Annotated in this window: 13 protein-coding genes; 6 read left to right on the top strand and 7 right to left on the bottom strand. The window is 60.9% G+C overall.

Annotation, left to right across the window (positions count from 1 at the left end):
* Nucleotide 1: 1 nt before the first annotated feature.
* Nucleotides 2-952: a DUF445 domain-containing protein gene (locus J8C06_RS08020; RefSeq protein WP_211428194.1), complete on the bottom strand. Its 951-nt coding sequence runs from the start codon at nucleotides 950-952 to the stop codon at nucleotides 2-4.
* 67 nt (nucleotides 953-1019) lie between these two features.
* Here J8C06_RS08020 and J8C06_RS08015 point away from each other — a divergent pair, with 67 nt between their 5' ends.
* Both J8C06_RS08015 and J8C06_RS08010 read left to right on the top strand, forming a co-directional pair.
* Complete coding sequence (locus J8C06_RS08015) at nucleotides 1020-2081, top strand: ABC transporter permease (RefSeq protein WP_211428193.1); 1062 nt, start codon at nucleotides 1020-1022, stop codon at nucleotides 2079-2081.
* Between the two features lie 16 nt (nucleotides 2082-2097).
* Nucleotides 2098-4101, top strand: a complete 2004-nt coding sequence (locus J8C06_RS08010) for a tetratricopeptide repeat protein (RefSeq protein WP_211428192.1) — start codon at nucleotides 2098-2100, stop codon at nucleotides 4099-4101.
* A 43-nt stretch (nucleotides 4102-4144) separates the two neighbouring features.
* Here J8C06_RS08010 and queG read toward each other — a convergent pair whose 3' ends face one another.
* The 5 genes from queG to J8C06_RS07985 all read right to left on the bottom strand — a co-directional run bounded on the left by queG (nucleotide 4145) and on the right by J8C06_RS07985 (nucleotide 9323).
* Entirely contained in the window at nucleotides 4145-5116 is a 972-nt protein-coding gene (gene queG / locus J8C06_RS08005) for a tRNA epoxyqueuosine(34) reductase QueG (protein ID WP_211428191.1), read from the bottom strand.
* 38 nt (nucleotides 5117-5154) lie between these two features.
* Complete coding sequence (gene der / locus J8C06_RS08000; RefSeq protein ID WP_211428190.1) at nucleotides 5155-6579, bottom strand: ribosome biogenesis GTPase Der; 1425 nt, start codon at nucleotides 6577-6579, stop codon at nucleotides 5155-5157.
* 116 nt (nucleotides 6580-6695) lie between these two features.
* Complete coding sequence (locus J8C06_RS15300) at nucleotides 6696-8342, bottom strand: collagen-like triple helix repeat-containing protein (protein WP_211428189.1); 1647 nt, start codon at nucleotides 8340-8342, stop codon at nucleotides 6696-6698.
* A gap of 447 nt (nucleotides 8343-8789) precedes the next feature.
* Nucleotides 8790-9071 carry a hypothetical protein gene (locus tag J8C06_RS07990; protein WP_211428188.1) on the bottom strand — a complete coding sequence of 94 codons (282 nt, stop codon included), beginning with the start codon at nucleotides 9069-9071 and terminating at the stop codon, nucleotides 8790-8792.
* Between the two features lie 3 nt (nucleotides 9072-9074).
* Complete coding sequence (locus J8C06_RS07985) at nucleotides 9075-9323, bottom strand: hypothetical protein (protein WP_211428187.1); 249 nt, start codon at nucleotides 9321-9323, stop codon at nucleotides 9075-9077.
* Nucleotides 9324-9567: 244 nt separating this feature from the next.
* Between J8C06_RS07985 and J8C06_RS07980 the strand changes: the two genes are divergently transcribed.
* The 3 genes from J8C06_RS07980 to J8C06_RS07970 all read left to right on the top strand — a co-directional run bounded on the left by J8C06_RS07980 (nucleotide 9568) and on the right by J8C06_RS07970 (nucleotide 11803).
* Entirely contained in the window at nucleotides 9568-9714 is a 147-nt protein-coding gene (locus J8C06_RS07980; RefSeq protein WP_211428186.1) for a hypothetical protein, read from the top strand.
* Nucleotides 9715-10349: 635 nt separating this feature from the next.
* Nucleotides 10350-11468: a CAF17-like 4Fe-4S cluster assembly/insertion protein YgfZ gene (ygfZ, locus tag J8C06_RS07975; protein WP_211428185.1), complete on the top strand. Its 1119-nt coding sequence runs from the start codon at nucleotides 10350-10352 to the stop codon at nucleotides 11466-11468.
* The gene (locus J8C06_RS07970) at nucleotides 11465-11803 is read left to right on the top strand and encodes a hypothetical protein (RefSeq protein ID WP_211428184.1); all 339 of its coding nucleotides are present in this window, start codon (nucleotides 11465-11467) and stop codon (nucleotides 11801-11803) included. Before ygfZ ends, J8C06_RS07970 begins: the two co-directional genes overlap by 4 nt.
* An 84-nt stretch (nucleotides 11804-11887) precedes the next feature.
* On the opposite strand, the gene mqnE is transcribed toward J8C06_RS07970, so the two are convergent.
* Nucleotides 11888-13039, bottom strand: a complete 1152-nt coding sequence (gene mqnE / locus J8C06_RS07965; protein WP_246602008.1) for an aminofutalosine synthase MqnE — start codon at nucleotides 13037-13039, stop codon at nucleotides 11888-11890.
* A 227-nt stretch (nucleotides 13040-13266) separates the two neighbouring features.
* Between mqnE and J8C06_RS07960 the strand changes: the two genes are divergently transcribed.
* Nucleotides 13267-14283 carry a hypothetical protein gene (locus tag J8C06_RS07960; RefSeq protein WP_211428183.1) on the top strand — a complete coding sequence of 339 codons (1017 nt, stop codon included), beginning with the start codon at nucleotides 13267-13269 and terminating at the stop codon, nucleotides 14281-14283.
* The last annotated feature ends 3 nt before the right edge of the window (nucleotides 14284-14286 follow it).

Raw genomic sequence — 14286 nt, 5'->3', positions numbered from 1 at the left:
GTCAGGGCCCGGCGAAGGTGCGCCACAGGTTGATGCTGGTTTGCAGGACGCCGACGGCCAAGCCAACATACGTCCCAAACACCATGATGCCGCGCAGTTCATGTCCGGCGGTTTCATAGACGAGATTTTCAAAAATATCGTTCGAGAAGGATTCAAAGCGACGCTTGATGATGCTTTTGATGTCGAGCCGCTGGCTGAGTTGGTGAACCAGGTCCTGAGCAATTCGTTTCTGAAGCGGCTGTTCACTGGTGAACACCACCTCGGACAAGCGGCGCAGGGCTTCATCCACGACTTCGCGGATGGCCATGCTCTCGGAAAGCTGGTCGGCCAACTCGTTGATGGCGCGGTCCACGATGCGGTAAACCAAGTTGTTGCCCACCAGAAACGTGGCGGTTTGGCGGACGGCCGGGTGGTAGTCGCGCTCCAGTCGCCGGACGACGACCGCGCGCAGTTCGTGAGCAATACGCCATTTGGCTTCGGAGGAGTGCTTGAGCGTGGTAAGCATGTCCGTGATGCGCCCGGCGACCACTGGGAGCAGGGTGTCGGGCTGGGAGCGCTCGGCATAGCGCAGGCGGGCCAGTTTCTCCACGTCGGTTTCGAGCTGGAGTTCGTGAAGCGCCGAAGCCAGGATGTCGGCGGTGAGAAGCTTCTCCGCAATGACCCCGGCCAGGGCGTCCACGAAGCGTTCCCGCTCGGCAGGGAGCAGGCCGGGCGTGAATGGAAGTTTCCAGCCAAAGACATACACCGGCTTGAGTGGGCGGAAGAGCATCTTGACGGCCAGCCAGGCCGCGCCGTAACCGTGAGCCGTGGCAATCAGGAGTGGGCTACAATCGAAAAGCAAGCGCGGGAGGTTCATAACCGTGCGCGGTGGGGCAAGGAACTGGGGCAAGCGCCAGGCAAGGTAATGTTGTAGCGCGCCGGCCATCGCTTTGCATCTGGAAACATCAAGCATCTAGAAATCAAACACGCAATTTGATGCTATCGTAGCGCATCATGATGGCGATCTTTGCGAAGCATCTATGAAAAAATTTTTTCTCGACCTCCTGTTTCCGGCGCTGGCCGTGGTGTTTGCCTTTCTGTTGGGCGGTGGGATTGTGCTGCTGATGGGCGACAGCCCGCTGGCAGTCTATGAGCTTTTCTTTTCGAGCGCCTTTGGCTCGCTCGATGGCATTGGCTACACGCTCTTTTATGCCACGCCATTGATTTTTACCGGCCTGGCCGTCTCGGTCGCGTTCAAATGCGGATTGCTCAATATCGGTGCCGAAGGGCAGCTCACGGTAGGCGCTTTCGCGGCAGCCTGGGTCGGGTTTACGCTGACCTGGCTGCCGTCTCCGTTGCTCGTCGCCGCCTGCATCCTGGGGGCCATGGCAGCCGGCGGGCTGTGGGCGGCCGTGCCGGGGTTCCTCAAGGCCCGGTTTGGCTCGCACGAAGTCATCAACACGATCATGATGAACTTCATTGCCGTGGGACTGGTGAGCTACCTTGTCCAGTATCACTACCGTGAGACGGGCGATCCGATTCTCCAAACGTATGAGATTGCTTCCGGCGCACATCTGGCGCGCATGCACAAGTTCATTCCGGCTATCCCGGAGCGCATCCCACTCAGCCTGGGTTTCTTGATTGCCTTGCTGGCCTGTGGCGCGGTGTATGTCTTTCTCTGGAAAACGAAGTGGGGTTACGAGCTACGCGCCGTCGGCAGCAGCCCCACGGCGGCGGAATACGCTGGCATCAACGTTGCCCGTAACATCGTGCTGGCGATGGTCATCAGCGGCGCGCTGGCCGGACTGGTGGCGACGGGCGAGGTGCTGGGCTACCGCCATCGGTACTACGACGGTTTTTCGCCGGGCTACGGCTTCACGGGGATTGCGGTCGCGCTGCTGGGACGAAACCATCCGGTCGGGATTGTACTGGCGGCCATCCTCTTTGGGGCGCTGATTCGGTCGCAACTGTTTATCGGCATTTTTACCGAACACGTCTCAAAAGACCTGACCATCGTTCTGCAGGCCATCATCATCCTGTGTGTGGCATGTGAATATCCGGTGCGAACCGCCTTTGCCAAACTGACGAAATCTGAAGCTTGATCCAGGACTTGAACCCATGACGACCGATGTCGTACGCGCCACTGCCCGGCGCTTTCTCCTGTGCGTTACCTTGAGCAGTTTATCCGTGCCGGCCCTAGCCCAGTTCGTCCCGACGCAATCCGGGACGGCCACCGGCGCGCCACGCCCAAATCCAGCCGCCGAGCCGCCGCGTGAAGTGCCGCCGGCGCCGATGGTGGTACTGGCCGCGCCGACGACGACCAGCGAGCTGCTGCGTGAGCAAGCCGACCTGGAAGCTGCACTATCCGCCGCCAACCTTGAAGCGTACGTGACGCAACTCAGTGAGTTTCTGCGGACACACCCGGCTTCACCCTTGCAGTCCTCCGCCCGGCAATCACTGGTGCGGGCCCAGGCGCAGCTTGGCGAGCAGCGTTTGCGCGCCGGCGATGCCGAAGGCGCGCAAAATGTCTTTCGCCAGGCCGTCAAGACGCTTCCCAACGCCGACGCCGCGCGCCTCTTCCGGTCATTGATTCTGCCGATGCCGCTGCTTCTGGCGACCCAGGGGCTGCGCAAGGAAGCCGTGCTCCTCATGCGTGAGTTTCAGCCGCGAGCCTGGGACAATGCGCCGGCGCTCGAACAAATCGGCTTGTTTTATCTCAGCCTGGAAGTGCCGACAGATGCTCAGGAAGTGTTCAAGCGCGCCATCGAGCTTGACGCCACCTCCGCAAATTTCCACCACAGCCTGGGCGTGGCTTACCAGATTGGGCTGCGCCTCGAAGAAGCGGCCGCCGCGTTTCAGAAGGCGCTGGAGCTGGACCCCAAAAGCCGCGTCGCGTGGGCTGCGCTAGCCGATCTCCAGCGCTCGGCAGGTGATTACGAGAAGGCAGAAGCCAACTACCGGCGTCAAATCGAGCTTGACCCGGAGCATCCGACGGCCTGGGGCGGGCTGGCAATTTGTTATGTCGCCCAGAGGCGCGAGCGGGAAGCCATCGAACCCATGGCGCGCATGCTCACCATCAACCCGCGCGATGTCCGTTTTTTCACGCAACTGGCGTACGTCCATGCGGTCAACGGAGACTTCACGGCCGCCATTGCGGCCGGCACGCAGGCCAAGCGCATCCAGCCGAACTATCCCTGGTTGCGGATTGTTGAAGCCCACCTGATGCGCCGGGCCGGCGACCTGGCCGAGGCTGAAAACATCCTGGGCGAAGCCTTGCAAACGGCTCAGTTTGCGACGCTCCAGTTTGAGTTAGGGGCAACCTTGATTCTGGCCAATGCCTATGACCAGGCGCTCGAACCCTTTGAAACCTTTCTCAAGGTGACGCCGGATGGCGAGTTTGAAGCTGTTTTGGGCGGCGCGCTGCCGGTACGTGGACCGCGCCTGGCGCGGCTGCTCGACCTCGAACGCCGCGCCTCCCTGCTGGTTGCTTCCTCGCTGCTGAGTGATGACGAAGTGACCTTCATCGAGCGTTACCTGCGCTTTGCCCTGCTGGCCAAGCAGGCCCGTGCCAAAGGCGCGACCACCGGCCAGGGATTGATGGAGTCGCCGCTCGAAATCGCCGCCAGGGAGTTTGTTGCGGGCAAGGACCCGGCGCGTGGGTGGCGACTGCTGCGCGCCGCCGAGACCCTGGCCGACGTTGGGGAACTCGGTATTGCCGAACGCTTTGCCCGCCAGGCAATTGATGCCACGGCCGAGGCGTCCCGTGTCGCGGGCGGTGGCGTTGACAGTCCACGCGCCGAAGACCGATTGGCTGAGTTTTACGTCCGCGCCCAGATGACGCTGGGCTGGGTTCTCTACAAGCAGGGTGAAACGGCCGCCGCGACGGTGCGCCTGCGCGAAGCCGTCAAGGCGTATCCAACGGCCCCATCGCGCCGCGAAGCCGCCTGGCGCTTGGGGGTCGTGCTCGAAGCAACCAAGCAGGATGCCGAAGCCTTCGAGGCGTACAAGCTAGGCTACGATGCCAACGCGCCAACCGCCAGCGACCGCCGCGCCAAGCTGGAGGCGGTGTACAAGCGCCTGCATGGCTCACTCGACGGCTTTGACGCCGCGCTGGCGCGTTGAACGGACTTGTCGGCGGACGAAGCCTACCGCGGACGGCACTGGTTCAATCGCTTTCAGACCCCAGACCCGCGCCCCGCGCTGCTGCGACATTACGACGCAGGCCGTGGTGCTTGGCGCGTAGAACAGGCGTCCCGGCAAAGCGCCGCTTGAAGTCTTCCGGCGTCAGCGCATCGAGTTCGGCAAGGGGCGGGGCAACCATGCCATCGTGCGGTGTGAAACGGGCTTCCGTGGTGGGTTGACGAAACCGCGACCACGGACACACATCCTGGCAGACGTCACACCCGAAGACCCAGCCATGGGTATCCATATCGGGCGTTTCGCTTTTGGACTCAATCGTGGCAAAGGCAATGCACCGCCGCGCGTCCACGACATAGGGTTCGACGATGGCCTGGGTTGGGCAAGCGTCCAGGCAGGCGGTACACACGCCACAGTGATCCGGCACAAGCTCGGTTTCGGGTTCAAGCTCGATGTCCAGCAGCAACTCACCAAGAAAGACCCACGAACCGAATTCTCGCGTAATGACATTGCCATGCTTGCCGAGCCAGCCCAGGCCGGCACGGACGGCCCAGGCCTTGTCCATGACAGGTTGGGCATCCACGGCAATGTAGCCGTTGGCGCCGGGGCATTCGGCACGAATCCAGTCAAGCAAAGCGGTGAGCTTTGCGGTGAGCACGTCGTGGTAGTCGTCACCCCAGGCATAACGTGAGATTTTGCCGATTTCCGGCGCGTCAACGTGGCGTGGTGGCGTATCGTAGTTGAGCGCAACCGCGACGACCGACTTGACGCCCGGCAACAGCCGCGCCGGATTCGCGCGTTGGTCAGCCGTCCGTTCCATCCACCCCAGCGTGGCGTGGTAGCCGCGCGCCAGCCAAGTGCGTAAGCGGTCGCCTTCCGGTTCGAGGGCTTCGGCGCGCGCAATACCGACTTTTGAAAATCCCACGGCCAGGGCCTGGGCCTTGAGGCGGCGGGTCAGGTCGGCCACCGCTGCCCAAGCTGGCTCCGATGCGGCGCTCATGGCCTTTCTCCTAACTTCCGTCTCATGGCTTTTGGCGCTCAGGACTTTTTGCCCAGGCGCGGGCGCGACACGATGCGCAGCGGCGTGGCAAAGAAGTCGAAGTTTTCACGCAGCCGGTTCTCGACATAGCGGATGTAGGAAAAATGGAGCTTCTTGGTGGAGTTCGTAAACAGCACGAAGGTCGGCGGTACGCTGCGCGCCTGGGTCACGTAATGGACCTTGACCGGCGTGCTGGTCGGCATCGTCGCGCGGGGCGTGGCCAAGTGTTCGGTGAAGAAACGGTTGAGTTCGCCGGTTGGTATCCGCCGGTAACGCGCGTCATAGGCGCGAACCGCCAGATCGAGCACCCGTGTCACCCGCTGCCCGGTCAGCGCCGAAATGAAGACGGCCGGTGCGTAATCCAGAAACTTCACGCGCTCGCGCAGTTGTCGTTCGTACAGCTTGGCCGTATTCGCATCCTTTTCAATCGTGTCCCATTTATTGAGGGCGAGCAGAATGGACGTCCCACTTTCAAGCGCGTAGCCGGCGATGACCTCGTCCAGGTGAGTCGGCCCCTCGACGGCGTCAAGCAGGAGGACGGCAACATCGGCGCGTTCGAGTGCCTTGCGCGCCATAATGACGGAAAACTTCTCCGCCATCGCCGTGGTTCGCCCCTTGCGGCGGATTCCGGCCGTGTCAATGAGCGTGAAAGCCCGCCCGTTGTGAACCAGGTCGGTGTCAATCGCATCGCGCGTTGTTCCGGCAATCGGACTGACAATCACGCGCTCTTCGCCAAGAATGGCATTGATGAGCGAGGACTTTCCAACATTCGGCCGCCCGATCACCGCCACCCGAATCCGCTCTGGTGGCGGTGGAGCCGCAACGGGCGCCTGGGTGAAGTCCAGAATGGCATCGAGAAGTTCCGCCGTCCCGGTTCCGTGTTCGGCTGAGACCGGAAAGAGCGTGTCAAATCCGAAGCGGTAAAACTCACCGGCCGCAGCGCGGACGCTCTCCGATTCGACTTTGTTCGCTACGATAAACACCGGCTTGCCCGTCGCGCGAAGGTGGCGAACCAGTTCTTCATCGAGCGGCGTGACGCCCTCGCGGGCATCAACGACCCACAGGAGCAAGGTCGCGCCCTCAATCGCGAAAGACGCTTGCCTGAAGATATTGACCGGGATGATGGCCTCGTCGTCGGGGACGATGCCACCTGTGTCCACCAGCTCAAAATTCCGCCCAAGCCATTCAACCACGCCGTAGTGACGGTCGCGGGTAATCCCCGGTTCGTCGCCGACAATCGCCTGTCGGCGACCAATCAGCTTGTTGAACAGCGTGGATTTACCAACGTTTGGGCGTCCGAGAATGACAACACTTGGGAGCAGTTGTGGCGGCTGAAGCCCTGGTGGAAGCTCATCCACCAGATCGGCGAGATGGTCGAGGGGAATCGTGTCTTCGGTTGGGAGCAGTGGCGTTTGATTTGACATGGCAAGGCGGTGAACGCGGGACTTCACGGCTTCAGTCGAAGCGCCGAAGGTCTTTGAGCGATGATTATACACGCCTACCAAAGCACGCGGGGCCGGGACGCTCGTTCAGAAAGCCATCACCAGGCAATCACCGCCCAGCAGCCAGCAAAGTCGCAGCTCACAAAGTGCCATGACCGTCCGCCGTCGTAGGAGACGTAATAACACCAGCTAAAACACTGGTAACTAGGCGTCCCGCCAGGTCCACCGCCGCCGGGCGGGTCGGGCTGGACAGGGGGTGGAGGAGGTGGGCAATTCTGTCTCTGCGTGTGAGACACGGAACCATGTGATCCTTGCCTCCCGGGTTGAGGCGCGTCCAAAGGAAAATGCCCATTACGTGGGGCGAGTATTGTTATTTGTCCGTTAGCCCCAGCCTTGCCACTGCAAGAAAATGAAGCCCCGGCCTTGCCACCTTCTCCTCCAAAAGGGTTTTTCCCGGCTGTTCCAGGCGTCCCGCTGGATCCAGTGAAACCACCCAGCCCACCCTCAATATTTTGTTGATAGAAAGGCCTCGGCGGACAATAGGTAAAGGTAACTGTTCCACCCGCTCCGCCATCACCACCATTGCCACCCCGACCAGCATCGCCACCGTCGCCACCCTTGCCGCTTCTTCCGCCCTTGCCACCATTGCCGGCGCGCCCGAATTGGCATCCACAGTCCACGCCATCGCCACCCTTGCCCCCTCGGCCTCCATCGCCCCCATGCCCACCATCGCCCCCACGACCACCGATGCCACCAACGCCGCCAATGGATGTAAACGTGTATTCGTTCTGATCACCCGCCGGAATATCACAGTGGATTGGCTTGCCCTTCTGCCCCTCGTATCCGTGACTGCCATGTTCCCCAGGTGCTCCCGCCATGCCGTCAGATGCATCTGCGCCATCGGTCCCATCAATGGTATTGGCATTGTCACAGCTTCCATTCCGTGCCGGTGGTGGAGATTCGCCGTTTGCTCCATTTTCCCCACGGTTTCCAGCGTTGCCCGGACTGCCTGGAGCCCCATAAAACGGCGGACAAAGCTGGGCCGTAACACTGTTCGGATGCTCGACGGCCTCACGCCACTCCTGATACCCACAGCCACTAGCATTGAGTGTGATGTGTCCCTTGGCGGCTTGGGTAAAACGGGCTGGTTCAGCTTGAAACACATAGATGCCGTGCGGACCGCGCAACTCCAAGGTTTTCCCTGCAACCTCCAGTTGCCGGGCAATGATGACCAAGTCATCTGTGACCAGCGCGCGCTCCGGCAGGACGACGGTGTCCCCTATACACAGGCCCTGCGCCTGTTGTCCAACAACCACGCGCGACTGAAACTGTGGCAAGCTTTTGAGGGTTGACCACAAGAGGCGATACCAATCGTCGTGCAGCAGCAGGTAAGGTTCAAAGCCCACACCAAGGCGGCGCAGCAGGGCGGCGGCCGGACGAAAGTTCAATGCGGCCGCGGCGCGGACAGTTTCCGGTGGCCTGGAAAACGGATTGGATTGGCCGGTGATGAGCTTCGTAAACGCTTCGACTTCGGTCGGGGTTGGGGGTGTGGGTGGTGAACCTTGGGGGCGCAGCACCATGATTTCAAGCGGCTTGGTTGGCTTGCCGGTTGATTTGGTGGCTTGGGGCTGGCGGCTAACCAGTGCGCGCAGCGCCAGACCGGGGCTGGTTAGGAACAAGGTCAGGGTGAATGCCAGGGCGAGACGCCAGACGGATAGCGAAGCAGGGGCGTGACGGTGCGTCATGACGTTCTCCCGGATGACAAGGTGTCGCGCTGGATTGAAACTTCAGGATTGGACTTCCACAAGCTGGGTGTTTTTTTTTGCGTGTCAAGTTGGTGACAGGAGGCTTTTTCAACGACCCGCCCCGGCGAAGATGGGGTTGCCGTGGTCGGAGGGGAGAGCCTCAGACCACCGCACCCATCAAAGAAGCCATCACCAGCAATCACCAGCAGCCAGCGAACTCACAGCTCACAAATTGCCATGACAGTCCGCCGTCGTAGGAGACGTAATAACACCAGCTAAAACACTGGTAACTAGGCGTCCCGCCAGAGCCACCTCCGCCGCTATTACAATTGTCACGTGGCACAATGCTGACAGACGGCCCAGGTTGTCCATGCTCTGCGTTACGTCCGCCCCGACCGTTACGACCGTGGCTCGGTGCACTCTGAGGCCAAGCCCCGTCATGACCGTCTATACCATAGCAAGACATGGAAGTTGCCCCCCGTCCACCTGCCCCAGGGCGACCGCCGCTTCCTGCCCGTCCGCCATACCCTCCCACTCCGGGCTGGCCGGATATTCCACCTCCGTTGTGATGGTTGATTTCTCCGTGAAGTCCACAATAGGTAACAAGGATGGCTGCCCCGTTTCCGCCGTTACCGGCATCTCCGCCGTTACCGGCATCTCCGCCGTCGCCGGCATCTCCGCCGTTACCCCCATTGCCACCGTTACCAGCCCGGCCAACCTGGCAGCCACAGGCTACACCGTTGCCGCCTTTGGCTCCATTGCCGCCGTTACCTCCTCGGCCACCGTGTCCACCTCGACCACCGTTACCCCCATTGCCACCTCTGGCATAAAAGGTGTAGTCGTGGTAGTCGCCAGCCGGTATGTTACAAATGATATCGTGTGCGTTTCCGCCGTCCCCTCCGTCGCTACCATCAGTACCTGGTTGACCCGCCCCGCCAGGCACTCCGTGACTCCCATCCCTCCCATTAGTTGTGCTGGCATTATCACAGCGCCCATCAGGCGCATCAGGTGGCGAGACGCCATCGGCTCCGGGTAATCCGTCAGTTCCGGCCAGCCCATCGCTCCCAGGGGTTCCATCACCTAGTGGACAAGGGTCCTGTGGGGAGCTACTTGGCTGTCCGGCTGACCTGAGCCACGCTTCGCGCCCACAGCCACTACTGTCAATCACGATATGTCCTCTCGATGCTTGCGTAAAACGCGCTGGCTCGGCCTGAAACAGATAGATATGGCAATTGCCGCGCAGCACCAACGTCTTGCCTTCAACCACGACCTGACGCGCAATGATGACCAAGTCACCTGTCACCAGTGTACGCTCAGGCAGCACCACCGTATCGCCCAGGCACAACCCCTGCACTTGCTCCCCAACTTCTAGTCGTGACCGAAACTGTGGCAAGCCTTCCAGAATTGAATGCAGTTGACGATACCAATCACTCCGCAAGAGCAAGTAGGGTTCAAAGCCCACACCAAGGCGACGCAACAGTTCGGCTCCGGGACGAAAGGCCAGTGCCTGCCGAGCGTAGGTAGTTGCCAACCTTTGCTGGCTGGTCATTGCGTACTTGCCCTTGAAGTAGGCAACTTCATCGGACGTGGGGGGGGTGGGTGGTGAACCCTGGGGGCGCAGCACCATGATTTCAAGCGGCTTGGTTGGCTTGCTGGTTGATTGGGTGGCGTGGGGCTGGCGGCTGACCAGTGCGCGCAGCGCCAGACCGGGGCTGGTCAGGAACAAGGTCAGGGTGAATGCCAGGGCGAGACGCCAGGCGGGTAGCGAAACAGGGGCGTGACGGTGCGTCATGACGTTCTCCCGGATGACAAGGTATCGTGCTGAATTGAAACTCAGAGTTGCACTTCCACAAGCTAGGCGCGTTTTTTTTTTGCGCGTCAAGTTGGTGACAGACAGGTTTTTTCGACGGAGGGCCTTGCACTACGCGAGATGGGTTTGCTTGTGCTGCCTCTGATGCGGCATGAACGCGATGTGTGATGGTTTGAAGATGTGTTCGAGGAGGGTGTATGGCGTATCCGCTTGATGCGTACCAGGTAACAACCGGCGCCGTCATGCGCAATGAGGGAACCGCCTCGGTTGTGGCGTGTTACGGTCGGCGTGAAACTGAGTATCAGGCGCTGGTGCAGCAGGCCGGGGTCGTTGATTTGAGTGCGCACGGTCGCTTCGCCGTTGGCGGCAAGGACCGCGTTGCCTTCCTCAACGGTTGGGTCAGTCAGCATGTCAAACCACTCACGCCAGGAACCGGCGTGGCAGCGCTGTTTCTGACGGCACAGGGCCGGGTCATTGCCGATGTCACGCTCGATTGCTTGACCGATGAGTTTTGGTTGACGACCGACCTGGCGGCGGCGGCGGCAATTCAGAAGAAACTTGCGCCGTTGGCGCGCGCCGGTGATTTTCGTCTCGCCGACTTACGCGAAGCCTACGCTTGGCTGGGCCTGATTGGCCCGGCCTCTCCTCAGCTTATCGAACAGCTAACCGGCGCGACACCGACGACTTGGCGGACAACTATGACCGTTGAAAAAGTGGGTGGCGGAACAGAATCACTGGCGATCTTTGCCCACGAACGCCTATGCCTTGGCGACACGGTGGCGCTGGTTGTGCAGCGTCCGCGTTATGGACTGCCGGCCTTTGAGATTTTTGTCCCCCATGAAGCCGCCGTCGCAACTTGGCTCCGGCTCACACAAGCTGGAGCCACCCCGGCTGGGTGGGATGCGCTCGATGTTTGCCGGATTGAACGGGGTGTCGGGCGCTTTGGCCAGGACTTTGACGAGACGACCCTTGCTCCCGAAGCTGGTCTCGGCCATGCCATCAGTTATACGAAAGGCTGCTATGTGGGGCAGGAAACTGTGGCCAAGATTCACTGGCGCGGACACGACCAGACGGCCCGGCGGCTGACCGCGCTGGTCATCGAAGATAACGCCGGGGAAAGTGACGCGGTGCCAACCAAGGGAACCCCTATTTTGGCCGACGGCAGGGAAGTCGGTCAGATCACGAGTGCGATTCGCCATCCGATCACAAATGAAGTTCTGGCGCTGGGCTATGTCCGTTCGTCCATTTTGGCCAATCCACCGGCCATGACGGTAAACGGCCGCGCCGTTCGGATAAGGGAAGGAGTTTCGGCGTGACCGATGCCCAAAACCAACCGTCGCCGGCTGCTAGCCCGGCTTCAGAAGCGAACCGGAACCTCGACTGGGCAACGGCTGAAGATGCCTACCACCTCGTCAATGGACTGCTCGCGCAAGTGACGGCCGCCAATGACCTCATCGTGCTGCTGGCGACCTTGTTGGGCGAAGACCGTCTCAAGCCGGTTGTGGAAACGCCTCAGTGGGCGCAGTACCAAGCCGGTCGCCGTCAGATGGAACAGCTTCAGGCGACCCTGGACAAGTTCTCAGCCACGATGCAGCGGTTGGCGGCAAATCAGCCAGACCGGATTGAAGCCGATGCCTCCGAGCCGGACTGAGCCGTCCCGACGGTGGCACGGAAGCGGGTGTCATCGGCGGAGCTTTCCAGGCAGGCGGTCACACTTCATCCTGAATGGCCACGATCATCCCACGGCGTGGAGTATCGGTTGGTGCTTCGCGTCATCCAGCGCCGCCACCAGCCTAGGTTCACGGACGACGGGACGATAAAGGGTATCCCGCTCGACCGGTTCGAGTCCGGCATCCCGGATGAGAGAAACGACTTCTTCGCGGGTCGTCATGCAGCGGTCGCGTCCGTCGGCGGAGTAGGTTTCCACCAGCGGCCCGCCGCCTGACACGGTGCCGTCGAGGTCATCCGCCCCGAAGTGGAGTGCCATCTGCGCGGTTTGCCGTCCCAGCATGACCCAGTAGGCCTTGATGTGCTCGAAGTTATCAAGCATCAGGCGCGAGACGGCAATCGTTTTGAGGCTGTCCACGGCGGTTGGACCGGGCAGGTGGGCAAGCTCCGTCTGTTCCGGGTAGAACGCCAGCGGTATGAAGCACTGGAAGCCACCGGTTTCATCCTGCAAGTCGCGCAACCGCAGCATGTGATCAACCCGGTCGGCATAGCTCTCGATGTGACCATAGAGCATGGTCGCGTTGGACCGGATTCCCTTTCGGTGAACGGCCCGCGCCATGTCAAGCCACCGCTGGCTATCGCACTTGTGACGGCAAATCTTCTCACGCACCGGCTCGGCGAAAATCTCCGCGCCACCGCCAGGGCAGGAATCCAGCCCGGCTTCCCGGAGACGCTCGATGACTTCATCATCCGAGAGCCGCGTGATGCGTTTGAAATGGTCGAGTTCGACCATGGTGAACGCTTTCAGGTGCAGTCCGGGGAAGGCTTGTTTCAGGCCGCGCAGGAGGTCAAGGTAGTAGTCAAACTTGAGCGTCGGATGCAGTCCGCCGACAATGTGGACTTCGGTAATACCGGCTTCATAGTAGGGGCGAATCTCGGCCACTGCCTGCTCAATCGTGTAGGTGTAAGCCCCTTCGTCGCCAGGCTTCCGGTAAAACGAACAGAACGTGCAATCCCAGTAACACACGTTGGTTGGGTTCAGGTGGTGGTTGACGTTGTAATAAGCGACACGTCCATGCCGGGATTGGCGAACGGTGTTGGCCAGGTGGCCGAGAAAGGCTACGTTCTGGGTCTCAAACAGGGCTACCCCGTCGTCGAATGACAGCCGCTCGCCGGCTCGTGCCTTGTCAGCAATGCGGAAAATGGGATCAGTTGTCATGAGTATGAGTTGAGAAATGTACGGGATTCACCAGACGGGGGTACGGCGACGATGCATCTTACTGGCCACCCAATCGTGGAGCAATGCGCTGAAGCGGTTGCGCGGTAAAACCGTCATCCGGTGGAACCAGCGCATTGACGCACTGAAAAAGCCTATGTTACTTTGACTTTGGTTTCTTCCAGTCAACAACCGGCTTTGCTGATTCTTCTTCTGGTACGTTGCTATCCATGCTCACCGGCTTCAATACCGACATCACGCACAACGGTGTTGTGTATCACGTGCAGACCGAAGACAAAGGTCCGGTGAATCCGCTGATTTTGTCGCTCGTGTACGTTGGCGGGCAGATTCTGGCAGCCAAGCGCACTTACTACACCAAGGACCTGGAAGAGGGCGCAACGCCGTCTGATTTGCAAAAGAAGCTTGAAAAGCAGCATAAGGCGATTTTGGCGCTCATTGCGCGCGGGCGCGTCGAAGAACTGATCACCAAGCGGGACACGGCAAGTGTCCCGGCACCTGCCGGGCCGCCACCGCCGCCACCGCCGCTGTCCATGCCTTCGGCTGCATCTGTGACCGAGTCACTGTCACCGGTTCTGGCGGCCTCCTTTTCAGAGGGTGTTCCAGCTCATCCATCCACCGGCGGTTTACCACTCCCACCGCCGCCGCCGCCGGCGCTGCCCGGGTTTATCCGTGTTACTTCGGCGCTGGATGGCGTTCTCCCCATCGCTCCAGAGTCATCGCGCTTGCCGCCACCGCCGCCGCCACCACCACCGTCGGCATCCGGCCCGGCCGTGACGACGATGCTTGACAGTCTTCTGCCATCGCTTGGTCAGTCGTCATCGTCCGACCATCTGCCGCCAACGACCGGTGGCATTCCCAAGGCCTCGATTGACCTCAACAGCGTGGTCAACCAATACGTGGCCAGTAACCTGCAATCCGAAAAGCCGGTCATTACATTGCTCGGCGAGCCGGCCTTTTACGCTGGGGAAACGGTCGTCATCCAGGCTCATGTCACGCGCGGTGTTGGCGGCAAGCCCATTCCAAATGCGCCGGTCATTGCCAAGGTGTTTGGCACGCACGACCGCCCCCATCGCAGTTCCGCCTCGACGGGTGAGGACGGCACGGCCGTCTTGACATTGACGCTGCCCAACTTTCACGCTGGGACGGCTGCCGTGGTGATCAGCGTGACGACCGATGCCGGTGAAGCTGAAGTCAAGCATCTCATCCGGCGTCGGAAGTTAGGTTGAAGG

Origin of the sequence: Chloracidobacterium validum, assembly GCF_018304825.1 — a bacterium.
Taxonomy (GTDB): domain Bacteria; phylum Acidobacteriota; class Blastocatellia; order Chloracidobacteriales; family Chloracidobacteriaceae; genus Chloracidobacterium; species Chloracidobacterium validum.
The sequence above is the reverse complement of the archived record's forward strand: the minus strand, read 5'-3'. Positions and strand labels throughout refer to the sequence as shown.

Excerpts from the sequence above, each read along its gene's own strand:
- J8C06_RS08020 (WP_211428194.1), bottom strand. The coding sequence starts at position 952 with ATGCTTGATGTTTCCAGATGCAAAGCGATGGCCGGCGCGCTACAACAT.
- J8C06_RS08015 (WP_211428193.1), top strand. The coding sequence starts at position 1,020 with ATGAAAAAATTTTTTCTCGACCTCCTGTTTCCGGCGCTGGCCGTGGTG.
- J8C06_RS08010 (WP_211428192.1), top strand. The coding sequence starts at position 2,098 with ATGACGACCGATGTCGTACGCGCCACTGCCCGGCGCTTTCTCCTGTGC.
- queG (WP_211428191.1), bottom strand. The coding sequence starts at position 5,116 with ATGAGCGCCGCATCGGAGCCAGCTTGGGCAGCGGTGGCCGACCTGACC.
- der (WP_211428190.1), bottom strand. The coding sequence starts at position 6,579 with ATGTCAAATCAAACGCCACTGCTCCCAACCGAAGACACGATTCCCCTC.
- J8C06_RS15300 (WP_211428189.1), bottom strand. The coding sequence starts at position 8,342 with ATGACGCACCGTCACGCCCCTGCTTCGCTATCCGTCTGGCGTCTCGCC.
- J8C06_RS07985 (WP_211428187.1), bottom strand. The coding sequence starts at position 9,323 with ATGCCAGCACAACTAATGGGAGGGATGGGAGTCACGGAGTGCCTGGCG.
- J8C06_RS07980 (WP_211428186.1), top strand. The coding sequence starts at position 9,568 with ATGGCAATTGCCGCGCAGCACCAACGTCTTGCCTTCAACCACGACCTG.
- ygfZ (WP_211428185.1), top strand. The coding sequence starts at position 10,350 with ATGGCGTATCCGCTTGATGCGTACCAGGTAACAACCGGCGCCGTCATG.
- mqnE (WP_246602008.1), bottom strand. The coding sequence starts at position 13,039 with ATGACAACTGATCCCATTTTCCGCATTGCTGACAAGGCACGAGCCGGC.
- J8C06_RS07960 (WP_211428183.1), top strand. The coding sequence starts at position 13,267 with ATGCTCACCGGCTTCAATACCGACATCACGCACAACGGTGTTGTGTAT.